The organism is Syntrophotalea acetylenica (assembly GCF_001888165.1).
Taxonomy (GTDB): Bacteria; Desulfobacterota; Desulfuromonadia; order Desulfuromonadales; family Syntrophotaleaceae; genus Syntrophotalea; species Syntrophotalea acetylenica.
The window spans coordinates 800,001-816,083 of record NZ_CP015455.1 but is presented as its reverse complement, the minus strand read 5'-3'; the positions used below and the strand labels follow the sequence as shown (position 1 = coordinate 816,083).

Here is a 16,083-nt window from a genome sequence, read left to right as displayed (position 1 = left end):
GTCATGATGGCGCCGCTGCGAACGGCAGTCTTTAGCCCAAGGAGGATTTTTGTAATGGAACGCAATTTAGCCATGGATCTGGTACGGGTCACCGAAGCCGCCGCGCTGGCCTGTGGCCGCTGGGTTGGCAAGGGGAACAAGGATGCTGCCGATGAAGCGGCGACCGAAGCCATGCGTCGCACGCTCGATTCCGTCGAATTTTGCGGCACGGTTGTTATCGGCGAGGGCGAGATGGATGAAGCGCCCATGCTCTATATAGGTGAGAAAGTCGGCAAGAGTTGCGGCGGATATCCCGAAGTCGATATCGCCGTCGATCCGCTGGAAGGCACCAACATTTGTGCCAAGGGTAAGACCGGCGCTATCACCACCATTGCGCTGGCACCCAAGGGAGGGTTTCTTCACGCGCCCGATATGTACATGGAAAAAATCGCCGTCGGTCCGGAAGCCCATGGCTGTATCGACCTGAACGAGTCACCCGAAGAGAACCTCAAGCGGGTGGCCGACGCCAAAAATTGCTATGTACAAGACCTTACCGTGGTGATCCTCGACCGACCCCGGCACGAAAAGATCATCAGTGAAGTGCGCAGGGCCGGAGCCCGGATTCACCTCATTTCCGATGGCGATGTGGCACCGGCCATCGCGGCTACGGTCTGTGGCAGTGGCGTCGACATGCTGATGGGTATCGGTGGTGCCCCCGAGGGGGTGCTGGCGGCGGCGGCACTCAAGTGCATGGGAGGCGACATGCAGGGCCGCCTGGTGTTCATGAACCGGGAAGAAAAAACCCGCGCACGCACCATGGGTATCGAAGATTTCGACAAGATTTACACCGCCGAGGAAATGGCGCAAGGGGATGTGGTTTTTGCGGCCACCGGCGTTACCAACGGCGAATTGCTGCACGGCGTGCGCTATGTGTCGGGCGGCGCGGAAACCCATTCCATCGTCATGCGTTCCAAAAGCCGCACAGTTCGGTTTATCCGCGCCCAGCACCAGTTTGATTTCAAGCCGGTTTATTGAACGACGCTTTGCCGGCGGCAAGGGCCTCGACACAAGGGCTCCGCATCCACCTTTGATGCGCAACCAAATACCCGGAAAAAGCATAATTATCCCAGGCAAGGAGACACGGCAACATGGCAGGACATAGCAAATGGGCCAACATCAAACACCGCAAGGGTGCCCAGGACGCCAAGCGTGGCAAAATTTTCACCAAACTGATCAAGGAAATCACCGTAGCTGCCAAGATTGGCGGCGGCGACCTGGAGGCGAATGCGCGGTTGCGCACGGCCGTCGACAAGGCGAAGGGCTCCAATATGCCCAAGGACACCATCGAGCGGGCGATTAAAAAAGGCTGTGGCGACCTCGACGGTGTCAACTACGAAGAAGGCACCTTTGAAGGCTACGGGCCCGGAGGCGTCGCGGTTATTGTAGAATTCATGACCGACAACCGCACCCGCACCGTTGCCGATGTTCGCCACATCTTCAACAAGCACAACGGCAGTCTTGGCGTCAATGGATCGGTCGCGTTTCTATTCGATCGCAAGGGGCTGATCTCCTTCGACACCGAGCAGGATTTCGACGCTTTGTTTGAAACGGCACTGGAGGCCGGAGCCGAAGACGTCAAGGACGAGGGCGACGCCTATGAGATCATTACCGATCCGGCCGACTTCATGGAAGTGCGCGATGCCCTCGCCGCCAAAGGTCTGCAGTGGCAAACAGCCGAGGTGACCATGATTCCCCAGACCATGGTTGGGCTGGAGGGCAAGCAGGCCGAACAGATGCTCAAGATGATGGACAAACTCGAAGACAATGATGACGTTCAGAACGTCTATGCCAACTTCGACATTTCGGACGAGGAAATCGCCCGCATCATGGAATGAGCCCTGGTCCCTGTCGACCGTATTTATCAGGCGGGGCAAGCCCCGCCTTTTTCCTTTGACAAGGACTCATCGAGGGTGATTTGACATGCGTATTCTTGGCATCGATCCAGGCACCCGCATCACCGGTTACGGTCTGATCGAAAAAATCGGCAACCGCCTGCTTCATGTGGACAACGGCGCCATCCACACCCGCACCGATGCCCCGCTGGCGGAACGGCTCAAAACAATTTACGATGGATTGTCGCGGGTTATTCGCGATTATGGGCCGGCAAGCGTGGCAGTGGAACGCATATTTGTCGCTAAAAACGCCCTGTCGGCACTGAAGCTTGGACATGCTCGGGGCGTTGCCATGCTGGCCGGGGTCAACGCGGCCCTGCCCGTAGCCGAATATACCGCCGTGGAGGTCAAGCAGGCCGTTGTCGGCTACGGCAAGGCGGCCAAGCCGCAGGTGCAGCAGATGGTGCGCGTACTCTTGAATCTGCCTGAAATCGCCCAGGAGGACGCCTCGGATGCTTTGGCGGTGGCCATTTGTCACGCGCATTGCTATCATCTCAAGAGCCTGCTGATTTGACGGACTTTCTCTTAGCTTCCGGAATGATGCCATGATCGCTGTGCTCAATGGACAATTGATCCATAAATCCATCAGCCAAATTATTCTGGATGTCGGCGGCGTCGGCTATCGACTGCTGATCCCGCTTTCGACCTACTACGCCCTTCCGGATGAAGGTCTGGTACGACTGCAAGTGCATACCCATGTGCGTGAGGATGCGCTGCTGCTGTTCGGTTTCTGGAGCAGTTCCGAGAAGGAGCTTTTCGGACTGTTGCTGTCCGTATCCGGCGTTGGCCCCAAGGTGGCGCTCAACATCCTGTCTCACATGCCAGCGGCGGAATTGCATCAGGCATTGTCACAAGGCAATGCGAAACAGCTGGCAACCGTTCCGGGGATCGGCAAAAAAACGGCGGAACGGCTGGTCCTGGAACTTCGTGACAAAGTCACGAGCCTTGCCGGCTCCGCTGCCGGCAGCAAAACACCGCCGGTGCCTGCACCATGCGATTTCCGGGATGACGCCCTGTCGGCACTGGTCAATCTCGGCTACAAGGAAAACCTGTCCCGCAAAGCACTCGATTCCCTGGACCTGGATGCCGGCACCCCCCTGGAGGAAATCCTCAAACAGGCACTGAAAATCCTCATGCGCTAAATCGCGGCACCAGAGACCGTAACCGAAAGAACATTTCCCTTTGAAAGGGGTGGGCTCTTTCTGTATCCTGAAGCAGGAAAAGCGGAAATCCCCAAAGGCGGACTGGCATGACTGAACGATTTGTCACACCCGATTTCAACATAGAGGATGACCGGTTGGAAGCGACCTTGCGGCCGCGGGTACTGGCGGAATATATCGGCCAAAGCAAGGCCAAGGAAAACCTGCAGGTTTTTATCGACGCCGCGCGTGGACGCCAGGAGTCCCTCGATCACGTTCTTTTTTACGGTCCGCCGGGCCTGGGCAAGACCACTCTCGCCAACATTGTCGCCAGTGAAATGGGCGTCAGTATCAAAAGTACCTCCGGCCCGGTGATCGAAAAGCCTGGAGACCTCGCAGCCATCCTGACCAATCTGGCCGAGGGCGATGTGCTGTTCATCGATGAAATCCACCGCCTGTCGCCGGTGGTGGAGGAGATTCTCTACCCTGCGATGGAGGACTACCAGCTCGATATCATTATCGGGCAGGGACCTTCGGCGCGAACCATAAAGCTCGACATCCCCCGCTTCACGCTGGTGGGAGCAACCACGCGGGCCGGGCTGCTTTCCTCACCTCTGCGAGACCGGTTCGGGGTTATCTGCCGGCTGGAATTCTATAATCATGACGAGCTGGCCACCATCGCCGGGCGCAGCGCCCGGATTCTTGACATCCCCATCGAAAAGGACGGCCAACGGGAAATCGCCCGCCGCAGTCGGGGCACGCCGCGTATCGCCAATCGCCTGCTGCGACGCGTCAGGGATTTCGCCCAGGTCAAGGGCAATGGGGTCATCACCCGCGAGATTGCCGATATGGCTCTTTCGCGGCTGGAGGTCGACAGCAGCGGTCTGGATCACATGGACCGCTTGCTGCTGCTTGCCATCATCGACAAATTCGCCGGCGGACCGGTCGGACTGGACACCCTGGCCGCAGCCGTCGGAGAAGAGAAGGATACCATTGAAGACGTTATCGAACCCTACCTGCTGCAGAACGGCTATCTGAACCGAACCCCCGCGGGCGCGTGGCCACGGAACTGGCCTACCGGCATTTCCAGCGACAGATTCCGCGCGGCCAGGCCAGCGGTGAGCTATTTTCCTGACAGGTCCACGCTGCGGCCAAACCTGCACCGTCTTTTGTCGAGCCTATGAAAACCCCCGATAGTACCCAAAAAACCGGCCAGGAGCCCTTCAATCAAAGGGTGCAACAACTCTCCCTCTGGGCCCAGGAATTCATTACCGGGGGCCGGTCCCCGTTTCGGCGGATCGAACCTTTTGCCCCGATCCTCACCCCTGCGGGGGAAATCCATCCACCCCTGGTGTTCTGGATAAACCGCGACAGCTACATGGCCGGGGGCGTCCTTTTTTTCCCCGACCCGTCCGATCCCTCGCCGCTGCCTCAGGGACAAATGGCGGCAGAGGCTCTCGGTCTCAATTATTTTGTAACCTGGGATATTTCCCATATCACCCTCTGGCAGCGCAGCCAGGATGACTGGAGCGCTGCCAGAAAACTGCCCGTCGGCGGCGGCGAATCTCCCAATGCAGCCGATTCCCATGAAGCGCTGCTTGGGCTGATGGAGGCGATGAAAACCTTCAGCGTGCTGGGCGCCGTTCTGCCCGACAATCTCTCCGCCTATTACCTGGCGAACCTGTTGCGCGCAACAATGGCTTCCCTGCAGACCCCATTGACAGAGCATTACAGAATTCACCGGGGGATGGCCGAATCGACCCGGCCGGAAAGCCCCGCCGAAAAACAGGCCCAGGGCAAATCCTTCACGACGCTGGTGCGCGTCATGGCCCTCGCCCTGCACGACATGCTGCCCAAAGCAGGACAGCCCCAAAAACTGGAAGGCGATATAGCCATCGCCATCGCTGCGCTGCCTGAACCTTTGGCCAGCGCGTTGCGCATGCTGCCTGCAGAGGCTGCTCTTCCGGAAGAAGCTCAGGTGCGTCTGCATCTTTTGCTGCACCGACTCACGCAACTGGATATTTCTCGACAACCGCAGCGTGCCCTCCAGGCCCTTGAAATCCTGCGTCTTGAGACAGCAGCAGAGCTGGGTGGGCACCCAGTTCCGGGCCTCCCTGCGCCAGCCTGCAATCCGGTGCTGTTGCTTCATCCCGACGCAATTCCGGAACAAGCCGAAGCACCGATTCTTGTCGCCTCACCTCCCTTGATTGCCCTTCATGTGCTGTTGCGCCACTTGTACCGCCGGACGCCCTTCAAGGCATGTGTTTTTAATGCCCTTGAAGTGCGCCCCGAGCCCGCACCGGCTTCGATCTGTGGGACACTGACAGACAGCCGCCTGCCTTCCGTTGGGGAAAAACGGGAGTTGACCGCCCGGCTGAGGCTGTCGTGGCCGGCGCGGCGTTTCCGCCTGCCCCCCCGAACGCCCATGTGGGCCTGGCAACTGTTACACCTTGTAGGACTCGGCGCCAAAGACACTTTTTACGATGTTGTCACCCCTCCGCACTGGCTGTCCAGCACCTTCGGAAAACAGCTGCTGGGGCTGATTCTGGAAACAGCGGCCCTGCATAAGCTGTACAGACAGGAAAACAGCCTGCGCTTGCAACTGCGCAAATCACAACAAGCGGCAGCTGAGGTCGAAATTGTTCACGGCAGACAGGTCCGCCGCATTGCCGCGAAGCAGCTTCAGCAGGGGGCAGGATCCCTGTTGGTCCTGGCTCTTGCTCTGCATGAGGATATCTGGAATATGATCGTCAATGGCAAACTGCATCCGGTAACGTCGCAAACCTGGACAGATCTTCCGGAAGCAGGCCTGCTCCTGTTTTTACGGACCGGCCTCGGGCGTTACCTGTGGCAGGTCGCCAGCGGCGGGCGGCCGCTGCCGCGCCGCACCGCTCTGCGCAACGAGGTACTCCGGCAAAGCCTGCCACTGCCGGACAGGCAGATCCTGGCAAAACTGCAGCACCTGCAGGCCAAGGATCAGAGCGAACCGAACGCTTCCCTCCTCGATCGGGAACTGGCTCTGTATCTCGGTCCGCTGCCTGAACTGCCTGCCGCAGCCAGTTCCGTCACCGACCACACAGAGCATGCCGCTTTGCCAGACACACCGGAACAGGAGGTGATCGAGGCTGTCTGCGAGCAGGTCTTCAGGGATGGTACGCCCATTTTCCCCGATCATTATCTTTATGATTATTACAGGCCGGAACTACGCACCTATGTCTTCGACTCCCCGCTGACAATTCAAGGAGAATTTTTCGGGCTCATCGAAGTGCGGGATGCCAGGGGAAATTCCTTCCAGGTCGAAGGTCTGGAGGCCGCCCAGGCCCTCGTACTTGTCTCATCACAACGCATCGGAAGCGTCGACCTGCCCGTTGACCGCTCGATTATCGTTTCGATTCTCGATCGATACCGTCAGGATCTGCGCAAACTCCGCGGCAGCCTGGTCAAGGAAGTGTTCCGGCGCCAGGCAGACCCGCACAGTGCCAAGGCGATTGTGGAGAAACTCTGGCGACAAAAATCCCTGCCGCCATGGCACTTGATCTCCGGAGCCTGAGGGTTTTTGCGGCCATCCTCGGAACCCCGGTCGGGGTTTTGCTGTCAGAATGCCTTCCGCAGGGTTTCAGATCAGCCGGCGCCGCATGCATTCCCCTTCCGGTTCAGGCATTCAGTGGCTCCCTGCCGTATCGCGAAAAAGGAAAGGAACGCCATGGCACAATCCCGCCCTCTCATAGGTCTTGCTCTCGGTAGCGGCGCAGCCCGGGGACTGGCACATATCGGCATCCTCAAGGTTCTCGAAGAGGAAAAAATCCCCATCGACCTTATTGCAGGCACCTCCATCGGCGCAGCCCTGGGGGCCCTTTACGCGGCAGGGGTCCCTGTGCATCGCATGGAAAAAGTCATGCGGGAGCTGGACTGGCGTGCACTTGCGAGGCTTATCGATCCCACCCTGCCGACCTCGGGGTTGATGGACGGCAATCGCGTTGCAACATTCCTGGCGGAACTTTTGCCGGCAACCACCTTCGAAGAGCTGCGCATCCCGCTGGCCATCACCGCCACCGATGTTGAAACGGGCGAAGCACTGATTATCCGCAAAGGCAACCTTCTTGAAGGGCTGCGCGCCGCCATCGCATTTCCCGGCATTTTTACTCCGGTGCTTTTTGGCGACCGTTTCCTGGTCGACGGAGGCCTGACCAACCCGGTTCCGCTGGATATCGCCTATCAGATGGGAGCGGATAAAGTGATCGGGGTCTGCACCATTCCGCGCATGGAGGACCCGGCGGGCGAGATATCCCTGCCTTCGGAAACCGGTGCTGGGCGCGATAAGGGCCGACTGCATGAATTCTTCACCTCCGCGAATATTGAAAAACTGTGGAGAGATCTTTGGCAGGCCGACCACCCGGGTAATGACAAGGAGTCAGGGCGAAATCGCAAACCACCCAATATTTTCAGCATCTGTTCCCGCAGTGTAGCCATTATGGAAAACCGCATCAACGATCTGCAGATGGAAAGAACCAGGGCTGAGCTGCTGATTCGGCCTGTATTCACCGCATTCAACATGCTTGAATTCCACCGCGCGGATGAAGCCATTGCGGCAGGTGAGCAGGCTGCTCGCCAATGTATCCCACAATTGCGGTCCTTGTGCGAAGCCTGATTGCGGGGAGTGCCCTCTGTGTTAAAATTTGAGTGTTTCCAATGAATTCACAACCCAGGGGGATATCATGATCGATTTGATTGAAAAATCGCTATTGACCGGACTCGGAGCACTGACCTTGACCCAGAAAAAGGTCGAGCAAATGGCCGACGAGCTGAAACGCAGGCTCAACTTGAGTGAGGAAAAAGGTCGCGAGCTGTTAACCCTGCTTTCGGATATGGCACGCGACAACCAGCAGAAGCTCGAAGAGATCGCCCGGGAAGAGGTGCAAAGAATCTGTACCGATCTCGGCATGGTCAAAAAAGATGAGCTGAACCGCCTGGCCAAAAAAGTGCAGGCGCTGGAAAAAGAACTCAGGGCACTGCAACAGGCAACGCAGGATGATGCTCCCGGCAAATGCTGAACCTGAGGCGGCTCAACCGCAACATTCGCTCCCTGCGCCGCTACCGGCAGATCCTTGGAACCTTGCTCAAGTATGGCTTCGGCCAGGTTCTCGATCAGCTGCAGTTACGCTTCACGCTGCAACGAGGGCGGCAACTTTTTTTCGGCAGCCCGGAGATAAGGGCGGCAAGACGTCAATCTCCGGCCGTGCGGCTTCGTCTGGCGATGGAGGAACTCGGCCCGACCTTCATTAAGCTCGGGCAATTGCTGTCGACTCGCCCCGATCTTCTTACCCCGGAATACATTGCCGAATTCAGCCGGCTCCAGGATGCCATCCCGCCATTTCCCTTTGAAACAGTCCGCCATCAGATCAGCCGCGAGCTGGGGTCGCCAATAGAGTCCCTGTTTTCACATTTCGAAAAAACGCCCCTTGCTGCCGCATCCATTGCCCAGGTACATAAAGCCAGCCTTCCAGACGGCAAAAAAGTTGCTGTCAAGATCCGCCGACCCGATATAGAACAGATCATCGCGACCGATCTCGACATCCTCATGAGTCTCGCCTACCTTGCCGAGCACCATATCGCGGCGCTACACCTCTACAATCCCGTTGCGCTGATAAAAGAATTTCGCCGCAGTATCCAGCGTGAACTCGATTTCCGGCGGGAAGGCCACACGCTTGAACGGTTCGCGGCGAATTTTGCAGGCGATAAAACATTTCATGTTCCACAGGTGTATCGCGAACTCTCTGGCGAAGCCGTATTGACCATGGAATATATCAAAGGGATCAAGGTCAATAATTTCGGCAAATTGCGCGCGGAGGGTTATGATCTGAAAGTCATTGCCCGACATGGTGCCGATGCGCTGCTCAGACAGGTTCTGGTTCACGGCCTGTTTCATGGGGATCCGCACCCTGGCAACGTCTATATTTTACCGGGTCCGGTGATCTGTTTTCTTGACTATGGCATGGTTGGCCGTCTGGACCATAATCTTAAATATCAGCTGCTTGATTTGCTTGCAGGCATCCTTGAAAGAGATGTCGAAAAGGTCTCGCGGCTGCTCCTCGACTCCGGCGAGCTGGAAGAGGAGCCGATTCTGACGGACCTTAAAAAAGTGGTTTCCGATTTTATTGACGACTATTACGAGGTTCCTCTGCAGGAAATCCATACCGGCCATTTGCTTACCGATCTTATCGGCATCCTCGTGCAGTTTCGCATCAGTGTACCGCCGGATCTACTGTTGCTGGCAAGGGCACTGATCACGATGGAAGGCATCGGACGGCAGCTGGATCCGGATTTCAATATGGTCCATCATCTCAAACCTTTTATGGAGCAACTGGCGCGTGAACGCTGGTCCTTGACTTATATCACACAAGAACTGGGTGGGGTGGCGGGAGACTACAGTATCCTCCTCCGAAGGCTGCCCCGAGATCTTCGGACCCTGTTGCTGCGCATGACACGCAACCGCCTGAAAATCAACCTTGAACACCGCGGCCTCGGCCAACTTATCACCGACCTGGATAAATCAAGCAACCGACTCTCATTCAGTCTGCTCATCAGTGCCCTTATCGTTGGCTCCTCCCTTATCATGCAGGTGGATAAAGGACCGCAGGTCATGGGCTTCCCGGTCCTGGGCTTTCTGGGCTATACCATCGCCGCCATACTCGGATTGTGGCTGGCCGTAGCCATACTGCGCTCAGGCCGCCTGTAAGATTGTGGCCCGCAAGCCACACCGGAGTGTACATGACACGCTCCGACGGCTCGTCGCCCCCCCAGCCCCGGAAAAAACTCAACAATATCGGACCGCTGCATAACCCTGACAAGTGGCACACCCCTTGCAAACCATAAAATACAAAGACAAAACAACAACGCCATTCGCCTTATTCATAAAAGGACGTGCCATGATTTACCAATCGACCCTCAAGCGCTCTCTGACTATTTCCGGTATCGGTCTGCATACCGGCCGCCAGATTACCATGACCTTGCGGCCCGCGGATTCCGACACTGGCATCGTCTTCCATCGCATCGAGGGCGACCGGCGTGTTGCCATCCCGGCCATATCCGCCAACGTTGTCGATACGCGCATGGCCACAGTTATCGGCAAGGACGGCGTATCCGTGTCAACAATTGAACACCTCATGGCAGCATTTTCCGCCTGCGGCATCGACAACCTGCATATCGACATTGACGGTCCCGAAGTCCCCGTCATGGACGGCAGTGCAGCGCCGTTTGTCGCCATGCTGCGAGAAGTCGGCAATCGAGCCCAGGACAAACGCCGGAAATACCTTGCCATTCGCAAACCGATAACCCTGGTGGATGGGGAAAAACGCGTCAGCATCATCCCCTCGCGATTTTTTCGCATCACTTTTGATATCGCTTTTGACCACCCCAGTATCGGGCTTCAACATCGGGCCATAAAAATTACCGGTGATTCCTTTCGCAAGGAGATCGCGGCAGCACGTACCTTCGGTTTCCTGCACGAAGTCGAGTATCTCAAGGCCAACGGGCTGGCCCTGGGCGGTTCACTTGACAATGCCGTGGTGCTGGGCAAGGAAGGCGTTCTCAACCCCGGTGGCGTGCGCTTCCAGGATGAGTGCGTTCGGCACAAGATTCTGGATGCAGTGGGTGATTTCAGTCTGCTTGGGTATCCTCTGCTGGGACATGTCAAAGCCTACAAGGCCGGTCATGACATCAATCACCAGGTAGTCGAAAAAATTCTTGCCAATCCTGCCTGCTGGCAGTTGGTTGAATCTGGCGAAACCGTCAGCCACAACAGCCTGTCCCTCGGCAACCGCCCCGCCATGGCAATGGCAGGCATAGCCGAAATCTGAGCCTGAAAATTCCAAACCGCGATTACAAAAGCAGCCTTTCCCGGCTGCTTTTTTTTTGGTGAGAACCGGAAACCACATCCCGGAGTTGCAAAACGCATGTTTCCTGCTCTAGAATTGAATATTTCTTTACAAGCCTGTTGGCATCACCGATGTGGCCCACTATCATCGGTTGCATACATTTTGCATCATTATCCGAAAGACAAGTGGCCAGCATTTAATCAGCCATTGGGGCGCCGCGCAAGCAGATCTCCGAATTAATTCGGCTTTAGCGCCGCAGAGACCGGGGAAAACGCAATCCGCTGGTTTCAATTCATCACCCCACACTCTTATCAACGTTCTTCCAGAAGGAAGAGTATCCGTGAATCCCATGCCCTGTGATCCTGATAAAAAGTTCCGAGAAAACCGTAAACGGCGTCGTGAATGGCTGCTGATCGGCTTTACCACGTTACTGGTGATTGTGTTTTCAAAATTCGAGACACAACTCTTCCAATTTTCCTCTCAAGTGCCTCTGGCGAAAAGCCTTCTGGTTCTTGCGTTGATCAATCTGAACATTCTATTGATCATCCTGACGTTGTTTCTGGTCTTCCGCAATGTCTTCAAGCTCATTCTTGAGCGGCGCAGGGAAGTTCCGGGGGCCCGCTTGCGAACACGACTGGTCGTCGCCTTTGTCACCCTGTCGCTGGTGCCAACTCTTCTGCTGTTTTTTGTGGCTGCAGGATTCGTCTCCAGTTCCATCGAAAACTGGTTCAACATCCAAATCGAAACCTCCCTCCACGAATCCCTGGAGGTGGCGCAGACATACTATAAAAATTCAGGAGCCAATGCGCTTTACTACGGTGACCAGCTGGCACGCTTCATCAAGGACCAGAAACTGCTCAATGAGAGTAATCTTCCGCAGCTCAGGGATTTGATTCAGGCCAAGCAGCAGGAATACAACCTAGGCGTTGTGGAAGTCTTTTCTTCAACCTACGAGGAATTGGTGCGTGCCGCAAATCCCCAGATCCCCATATCGGAGTTTACGGATCCCGGCAGCGATACCATTCGCGAAGCCTTGCAAGGCAACCGATTCACGCGGGTTACGCCCATCGGCAAAGCCGATCTGATTCGCGGCGTGGTGCCGGTCTATTCCAACTGGAATCCCGAGGACGTTGTCGGGGTAGTCGTGGTTAATTACTATGTCCCCTACTCTCTGGTTAACAAGATGAAGGAAATTTCGGCTTCCTTCGAGCAATATAAAACAACCAAACTGCTTAAAGATCGCATCCAGAAAGGGTATGTGCAAGTTCTTCTGATTACTGCCCTGGCCATCATTTTTCTGGCCACATGGTTCGGCTTCTACCTTGCACGCACTATCACCGTTCCTATTCAGGAATTGGTTTCGGCTACCAAGCGAATTGCCGGAGGGGACCTGACAGTACAGATTTCTCCGCAAAGCGATGATGAAATTGCTCTTCTGGTAGAAGCGTTTAACAAAATGACGGCGGATCTTCGCAAAAGCCAGGCAGGCATCAGCGATGCGAATCGACATCTGCGGGCGTCAAACCAGGAACTCGACCAACGCCGCCGTTACATGGAGATCGTATTGAAGAACGTCACCGCAGGAGTTATTTCGGTTGATCGCCAAGGGCGTATTACCACGATCAACAAATCCGCGGAAAAACTCTTGAAAATAATGCCCGGAAAGGTCCTCGGCCAGCACTTCCGTCAGGTATTGCAAGCCGAACATCTGGTCATCATCAACGACTTGCTGCGGCAATTGGCCAAATCAGGCAAAGATTCCATTCACAAGCAGATGACCATCCCACTGGAGGACAACAAACTCACCTTATTGCTCAACCTCACGACTCTGCGGGATGAAAACGGCGAATTCATGGGAACGGTTGTCGTTTTCGATGATCTCACGCATATGATCAAAGCCCAGCGAATGGCGGCTTGGCGTGAGGTGGCCCGGCGCATCGCGCATGAGATAAAAAACCCGCTGACTCCAATCCGTCTGTCTGCACAACGTCTGCGCCGCCGGTATCTTGACCGGTTCCCCGAAGATGACAAGGTCTTCGACGATTGCACCTGCATGATCATAAAACAGGTTGATGAACTGAAAATTCTTGTGGATGAATTTTCCAACTTCGCCAAGATGCCCTCTGCCAATCCTGCGCCGAACAACCTTAACGAAATCATCAACGAAACACTTATTCTTTACCAGGAAGCCCATCGACACGTTGTTTTTTCATTCATGCCGGACTCAACTGTCCCAATATTCAACCTGGACCGGGATCAGATAAAACGGTCAATGATCAACATGCTTGAAAATGCCGTCGGCGCCATCGAGAAAGAGGGCCATATTTCCTTGGAGACTCATTTCAATCGTGATATGCAAATGGTTAGCGTTATTATCGCAGATGACGGCTGTGGAATCCCCAGCGAAGATAAACCGCGCCTCTTTGAACCCTATTTTTCAACCAAAAAATCCGGAACGGGCTTGGGACTGGCTATCGTCGCCACCATTATCGCCGATCACAATGGCTATATCAGGGTAAAAGACAACCATCCCAAAGGAACAAAGTTCATCATCGAACTGCCGACAACCGGACGCAACGATGAAAATGTCGCCTGACCGTCTGTTGTTTCCCAAAAATGACTGGCGACATCATATACTTTTGCTGATACCACCAACGGTGAGTTAAGGAAGAACAGATGAAGACAATTCTTGTCGTGGATGACGAACAAAGCATCCGGGAAAGCCTGGACGGCATCCTCCAGGATGAAGGCTTCCGGACCCTCTTTTCTGAAACCGGCGAGGGGGCTCTGACCCTGCTGACGGAAGAAACCCCTGATCTGATATTGCTGGATATCTGGCTTCCTGGAATCGATGGACTGGAGACGCTGCGTCGTATTCGTGAAAACAATCCTGAACAATTGGTTATCATGATGAGCGGTCACGGGACTATTGAGACCGCCGTCAAGGCCACCAAATTGGGGGCTTACGACTTCATTGAGAAACCTTTATCCCTGGAAAAGGTCCTGATTAGCATAGAAAATGCGTTTAAAGTCAGTCGACTCGTCGAGGAAAATCGTTCGCTGAGAGCCAGGATGGCCAAAGAGTATGAAATGGTTGGGAGCAGTGAAGCCATCATGAAGCTCAAGGAACAGATCACCATCGCTGCGCCAACTTCCGGGTGGGTTTTGATTACCGGCGAAAACGGCACAGGCAAAGAGCTGGTGGCCCGTGCAATTCACCATTATTCAAAGCGCAATGATAAGCCGTTCGTTGAGGTCAACTGTGCGGCCATTCCTGAGGAACTCATTGAATCTGAGCTTTTTGGTCACGAAAAAGGGGCATTTACCGGTGCCACCGCCCAGCGCAAGGGAAAATTCGATCAGGCTCACGAAGGCACGCTTTTTCTTGATGAAATCGGGGACATGAGCCTCAAAACCCAGGCCAAGATCCTGCGCATCCTGCAGGAACGAAAATTCGAGCGTGTTGGAGGAAATCGAACCATAGAAGTCGATGTCCGCGTTATTGCCGCGACCAACAAAGATCTGGAAGAAGAAATCGGCAAGGGGAATTTCCGCCAGGATCTTTATTATCGGCTCAATGTGTTGCCATTTCATGTCCCCCCCCTGCGCGAGCGGCGGGAAGACATCTCCCTGTTGGCAAGGCACTTCCTTGTCTATTTTTGCAGCAAGGAAAGTAGAGATATAAAAACCATGGAACCCGATGTCATTTCAGCATTGACGGCCTATAACTGGCCTGGAAACGTGCGTGAATTAAGAAATATCGTGGAGAGGCTCGTCATCATGAGCCCACATCAAACCATAACTATGTCCGATCTGCCCGTCGGCATTCAGAATGCAAATCCTGAGGAACAGGGAATCAAGGTTTTTATGACAGGAGAAGGAATAAGTCTGAAACAAGCACGGGAAGATTTCGAAAAGGAATTTATTCTACAGAAGTTGCAGGAAAACGAGGGGAACATTTCCCGCACAGCAGAAGCGATCGACATGGAGCGCTCCAATCTGCATCGGAAGATCAAATCCTATGGAATCGACGCAAAAAAATAGGCCTTCTGGTTTCCCCGGCCTATCACTCATCAAAAGCAATCCCAGAACGGCCAGACAGCCAAATGACTTCTTGTGTATTTATTACTTTACTGGTAATATATATAGAATGGTTATCGATTTTTGGCGCGCCGGCTTTCCCTCCTGGCGGCGCGTCTTTTTTCTTTTTTATAAATGGTTCGCGAATCGGATAGCGCAGATATAAAAAAAGCACCCTTTCGAGGGTGCTTTTTTTATTTAAAACAAAAGGCCTCTCCAGATCGAAGAGGCCTTTTTCGGAAAAAATTTCGGCGGCGACCTACTTTCCCACACAGTTACCCGTGCAGTATCATCGGCGCGGCAGGGCTTAACTTCTGTGTTCGGGATGGGAACAGGTGTGACCCCTGCGCTATAGCCACCGAAAACCGTAAACTGGTTTTCAATTGCTTAAGACATTAACGATGCTTCGTATCGCAGCTTGCAGCTTTAAGCGCTGTCCTTACAGCTGGCGACGATTCGAGCGTTTCAGACATTTCCATCGCGCGGTATCAAGGTCGGGGCGAGGCGAACCTCGCCCCTTCCTTTTAAAACTTTTTATGGTCAAGCCTCACGGTCAATTAGTACCGGTTAGCTGAACACATTGCTGTGCTTACACACCCGGCCTATCAACGTCGTCGTCTCCGACGGACCTTCAGGGGATTGCTCCCGGGGAGATCTTGTCTTGAGGGGGGCTTCCCGCTTAGATGCTTTCAGCGGTTATCCTTTCCGAACATAGCTACCCTGCCATTGCTCCTGGCGGAACAACAGGAACACCAGTGGTTCGTCCATCCCGGTCCTCTCGTACTAAGGACAGATCCTCTCAAATCTCCTGCGCCCACGGCAGATAGGGACCAAACTGTCTCACGACGTTTTAAACCCAGCTCGCGTACCGCTTTAATTGGCGAACAGCCAAACCCTTGGGACCGACTTCAGCCCCAGGATGCGATGAGCCGACATCGAGGTGCCAAACCTCCCCGTCGATGTGAACTCTTGGGGGAGATAAGCCTGTTATCCCCGGAGTACCTTTTATCCGTTGAGCGACGGCCCTTCCATACAGAACCGCCGGATCACTAAGACCTG

11 protein-coding genes, 2 rRNA genes and 1 pseudogene (1 of these 14 cut by a window edge) are annotated in these 16,083 nt (G+C 54.9%); 12 read left to right on the top strand and 2 right to left on the bottom strand.

What is annotated here, in order from left to right:
• The first annotated feature begins 54 nt into the window (after positions 1-54).
• The 12 genes and pseudogenes from glpX (at position 55) to A6070_RS03695 (ending at position 14,988) form a co-directional block, all read left to right on the top strand.
• Positions 55-1,014: a class II fructose-bisphosphatase gene (glpX, locus tag A6070_RS03750; RefSeq protein ID WP_072287110.1), complete on the top strand. Its 960-nt coding sequence runs from the start codon at positions 55-57 to the stop codon at positions 1,012-1,014.
• Positions 1,015-1,127: 113 nt separating this feature from the next.
• Complete coding sequence (locus tag A6070_RS03745) at positions 1,128-1,874, top strand: YebC/PmpR family DNA-binding transcriptional regulator (RefSeq protein ID WP_072287109.1); 747 nt, start codon at positions 1,128-1,130, stop codon at positions 1,872-1,874.
• Positions 1,875-1,959: 85 nt separating this feature from the next.
• Positions 1,960-2,445, top strand: a complete 486-nt coding sequence (gene ruvC, locus A6070_RS03740) for a crossover junction endodeoxyribonuclease RuvC (protein WP_072287108.1) — start codon at positions 1,960-1,962, stop codon at positions 2,443-2,445.
• Positions 2,446-2,476: 31 nt separating this feature from the next.
• Positions 2,477-3,073, top strand: coding sequence for a Holliday junction branch migration protein RuvA (gene ruvA / locus A6070_RS03735; protein ID WP_072287107.1), 597 nt, complete (start codon positions 2,477-2,479; stop codon positions 3,071-3,073).
• Positions 3,074-3,180: 107 nt separating this feature from the next.
• Positions 3,181-4,205 (top strand): annotated as a pseudogene (gene ruvB / locus A6070_RS03730) (Holliday junction branch migration DNA helicase RuvB).
• A 45-nt stretch (positions 4,206-4,250) separates the two neighbouring features.
• Positions 4,251-6,620, top strand: coding sequence for a hypothetical protein (locus tag A6070_RS03725; RefSeq protein WP_072287105.1), 2,370 nt, complete (start codon positions 4,251-4,253; stop codon positions 6,618-6,620).
• Positions 6,621-6,773: 153 nt separating this feature from the next.
• The gene (locus A6070_RS03720) at positions 6,774-7,718 is read left to right on the top strand and encodes a patatin-like phospholipase family protein (protein ID WP_072287104.1); all 945 of its coding nucleotides are present in this window, start codon (positions 6,774-6,776) and stop codon (positions 7,716-7,718) included.
• Positions 7,719-7,785: 67 nt separating this feature from the next.
• A complete protein-coding gene (locus tag A6070_RS03715; RefSeq protein ID WP_072287103.1) occupies positions 7,786-8,121 on the top strand; it encodes a phasin superfamily protein in 336 nt (111 codons plus the stop codon).
• Positions 8,115-9,806, top strand: a complete 1,692-nt coding sequence (locus A6070_RS03710) for an ABC1 kinase family protein (protein WP_072287102.1) — start codon at positions 8,115-8,117, stop codon at positions 9,804-9,806. Before A6070_RS03715 ends, A6070_RS03710 begins: the two co-directional genes overlap by 7 nt.
• 190 nt (positions 9,807-9,996) lie before the next feature.
• Positions 9,997-10,926 (top strand): UDP-3-O-acyl-N-acetylglucosamine deacetylase, encoded by a 930-nt coding sequence (gene lpxC / locus A6070_RS03705; protein WP_072287101.1) that lies wholly within the window; start codon positions 9,997-9,999, stop codon positions 10,924-10,926.
• A 367-nt stretch (positions 10,927-11,293) separates the two neighbouring features.
• On the top strand, positions 11,294-13,540 hold the full coding sequence (locus A6070_RS03700; protein WP_072288122.1) for a sensor histidine kinase: 2,247 nt from the start codon (positions 11,294-11,296) through the stop codon (positions 13,538-13,540).
• 80 nt (positions 13,541-13,620) lie between these two features.
• Complete coding sequence (locus A6070_RS03695; protein WP_072287100.1) at positions 13,621-14,988, top strand: sigma-54-dependent transcriptional regulator; 1,368 nt, start codon at positions 13,621-13,623, stop codon at positions 14,986-14,988.
• 282 nt (positions 14,989-15,270) lie between these two features.
• Here the strand turns inward: A6070_RS03695 and rrf are convergent.
• Positions 15,271-15,387: ribosomal RNA gene (gene rrf / locus A6070_RS03690) — 5S ribosomal RNA — on the bottom strand.
• Between the two features lie 173 nt (positions 15,388-15,560).
• Positions 15,561-16,083: ribosomal RNA gene (locus A6070_RS03685) — 23S ribosomal RNA — on the bottom strand (it continues 2,431 nt past the right edge of the window).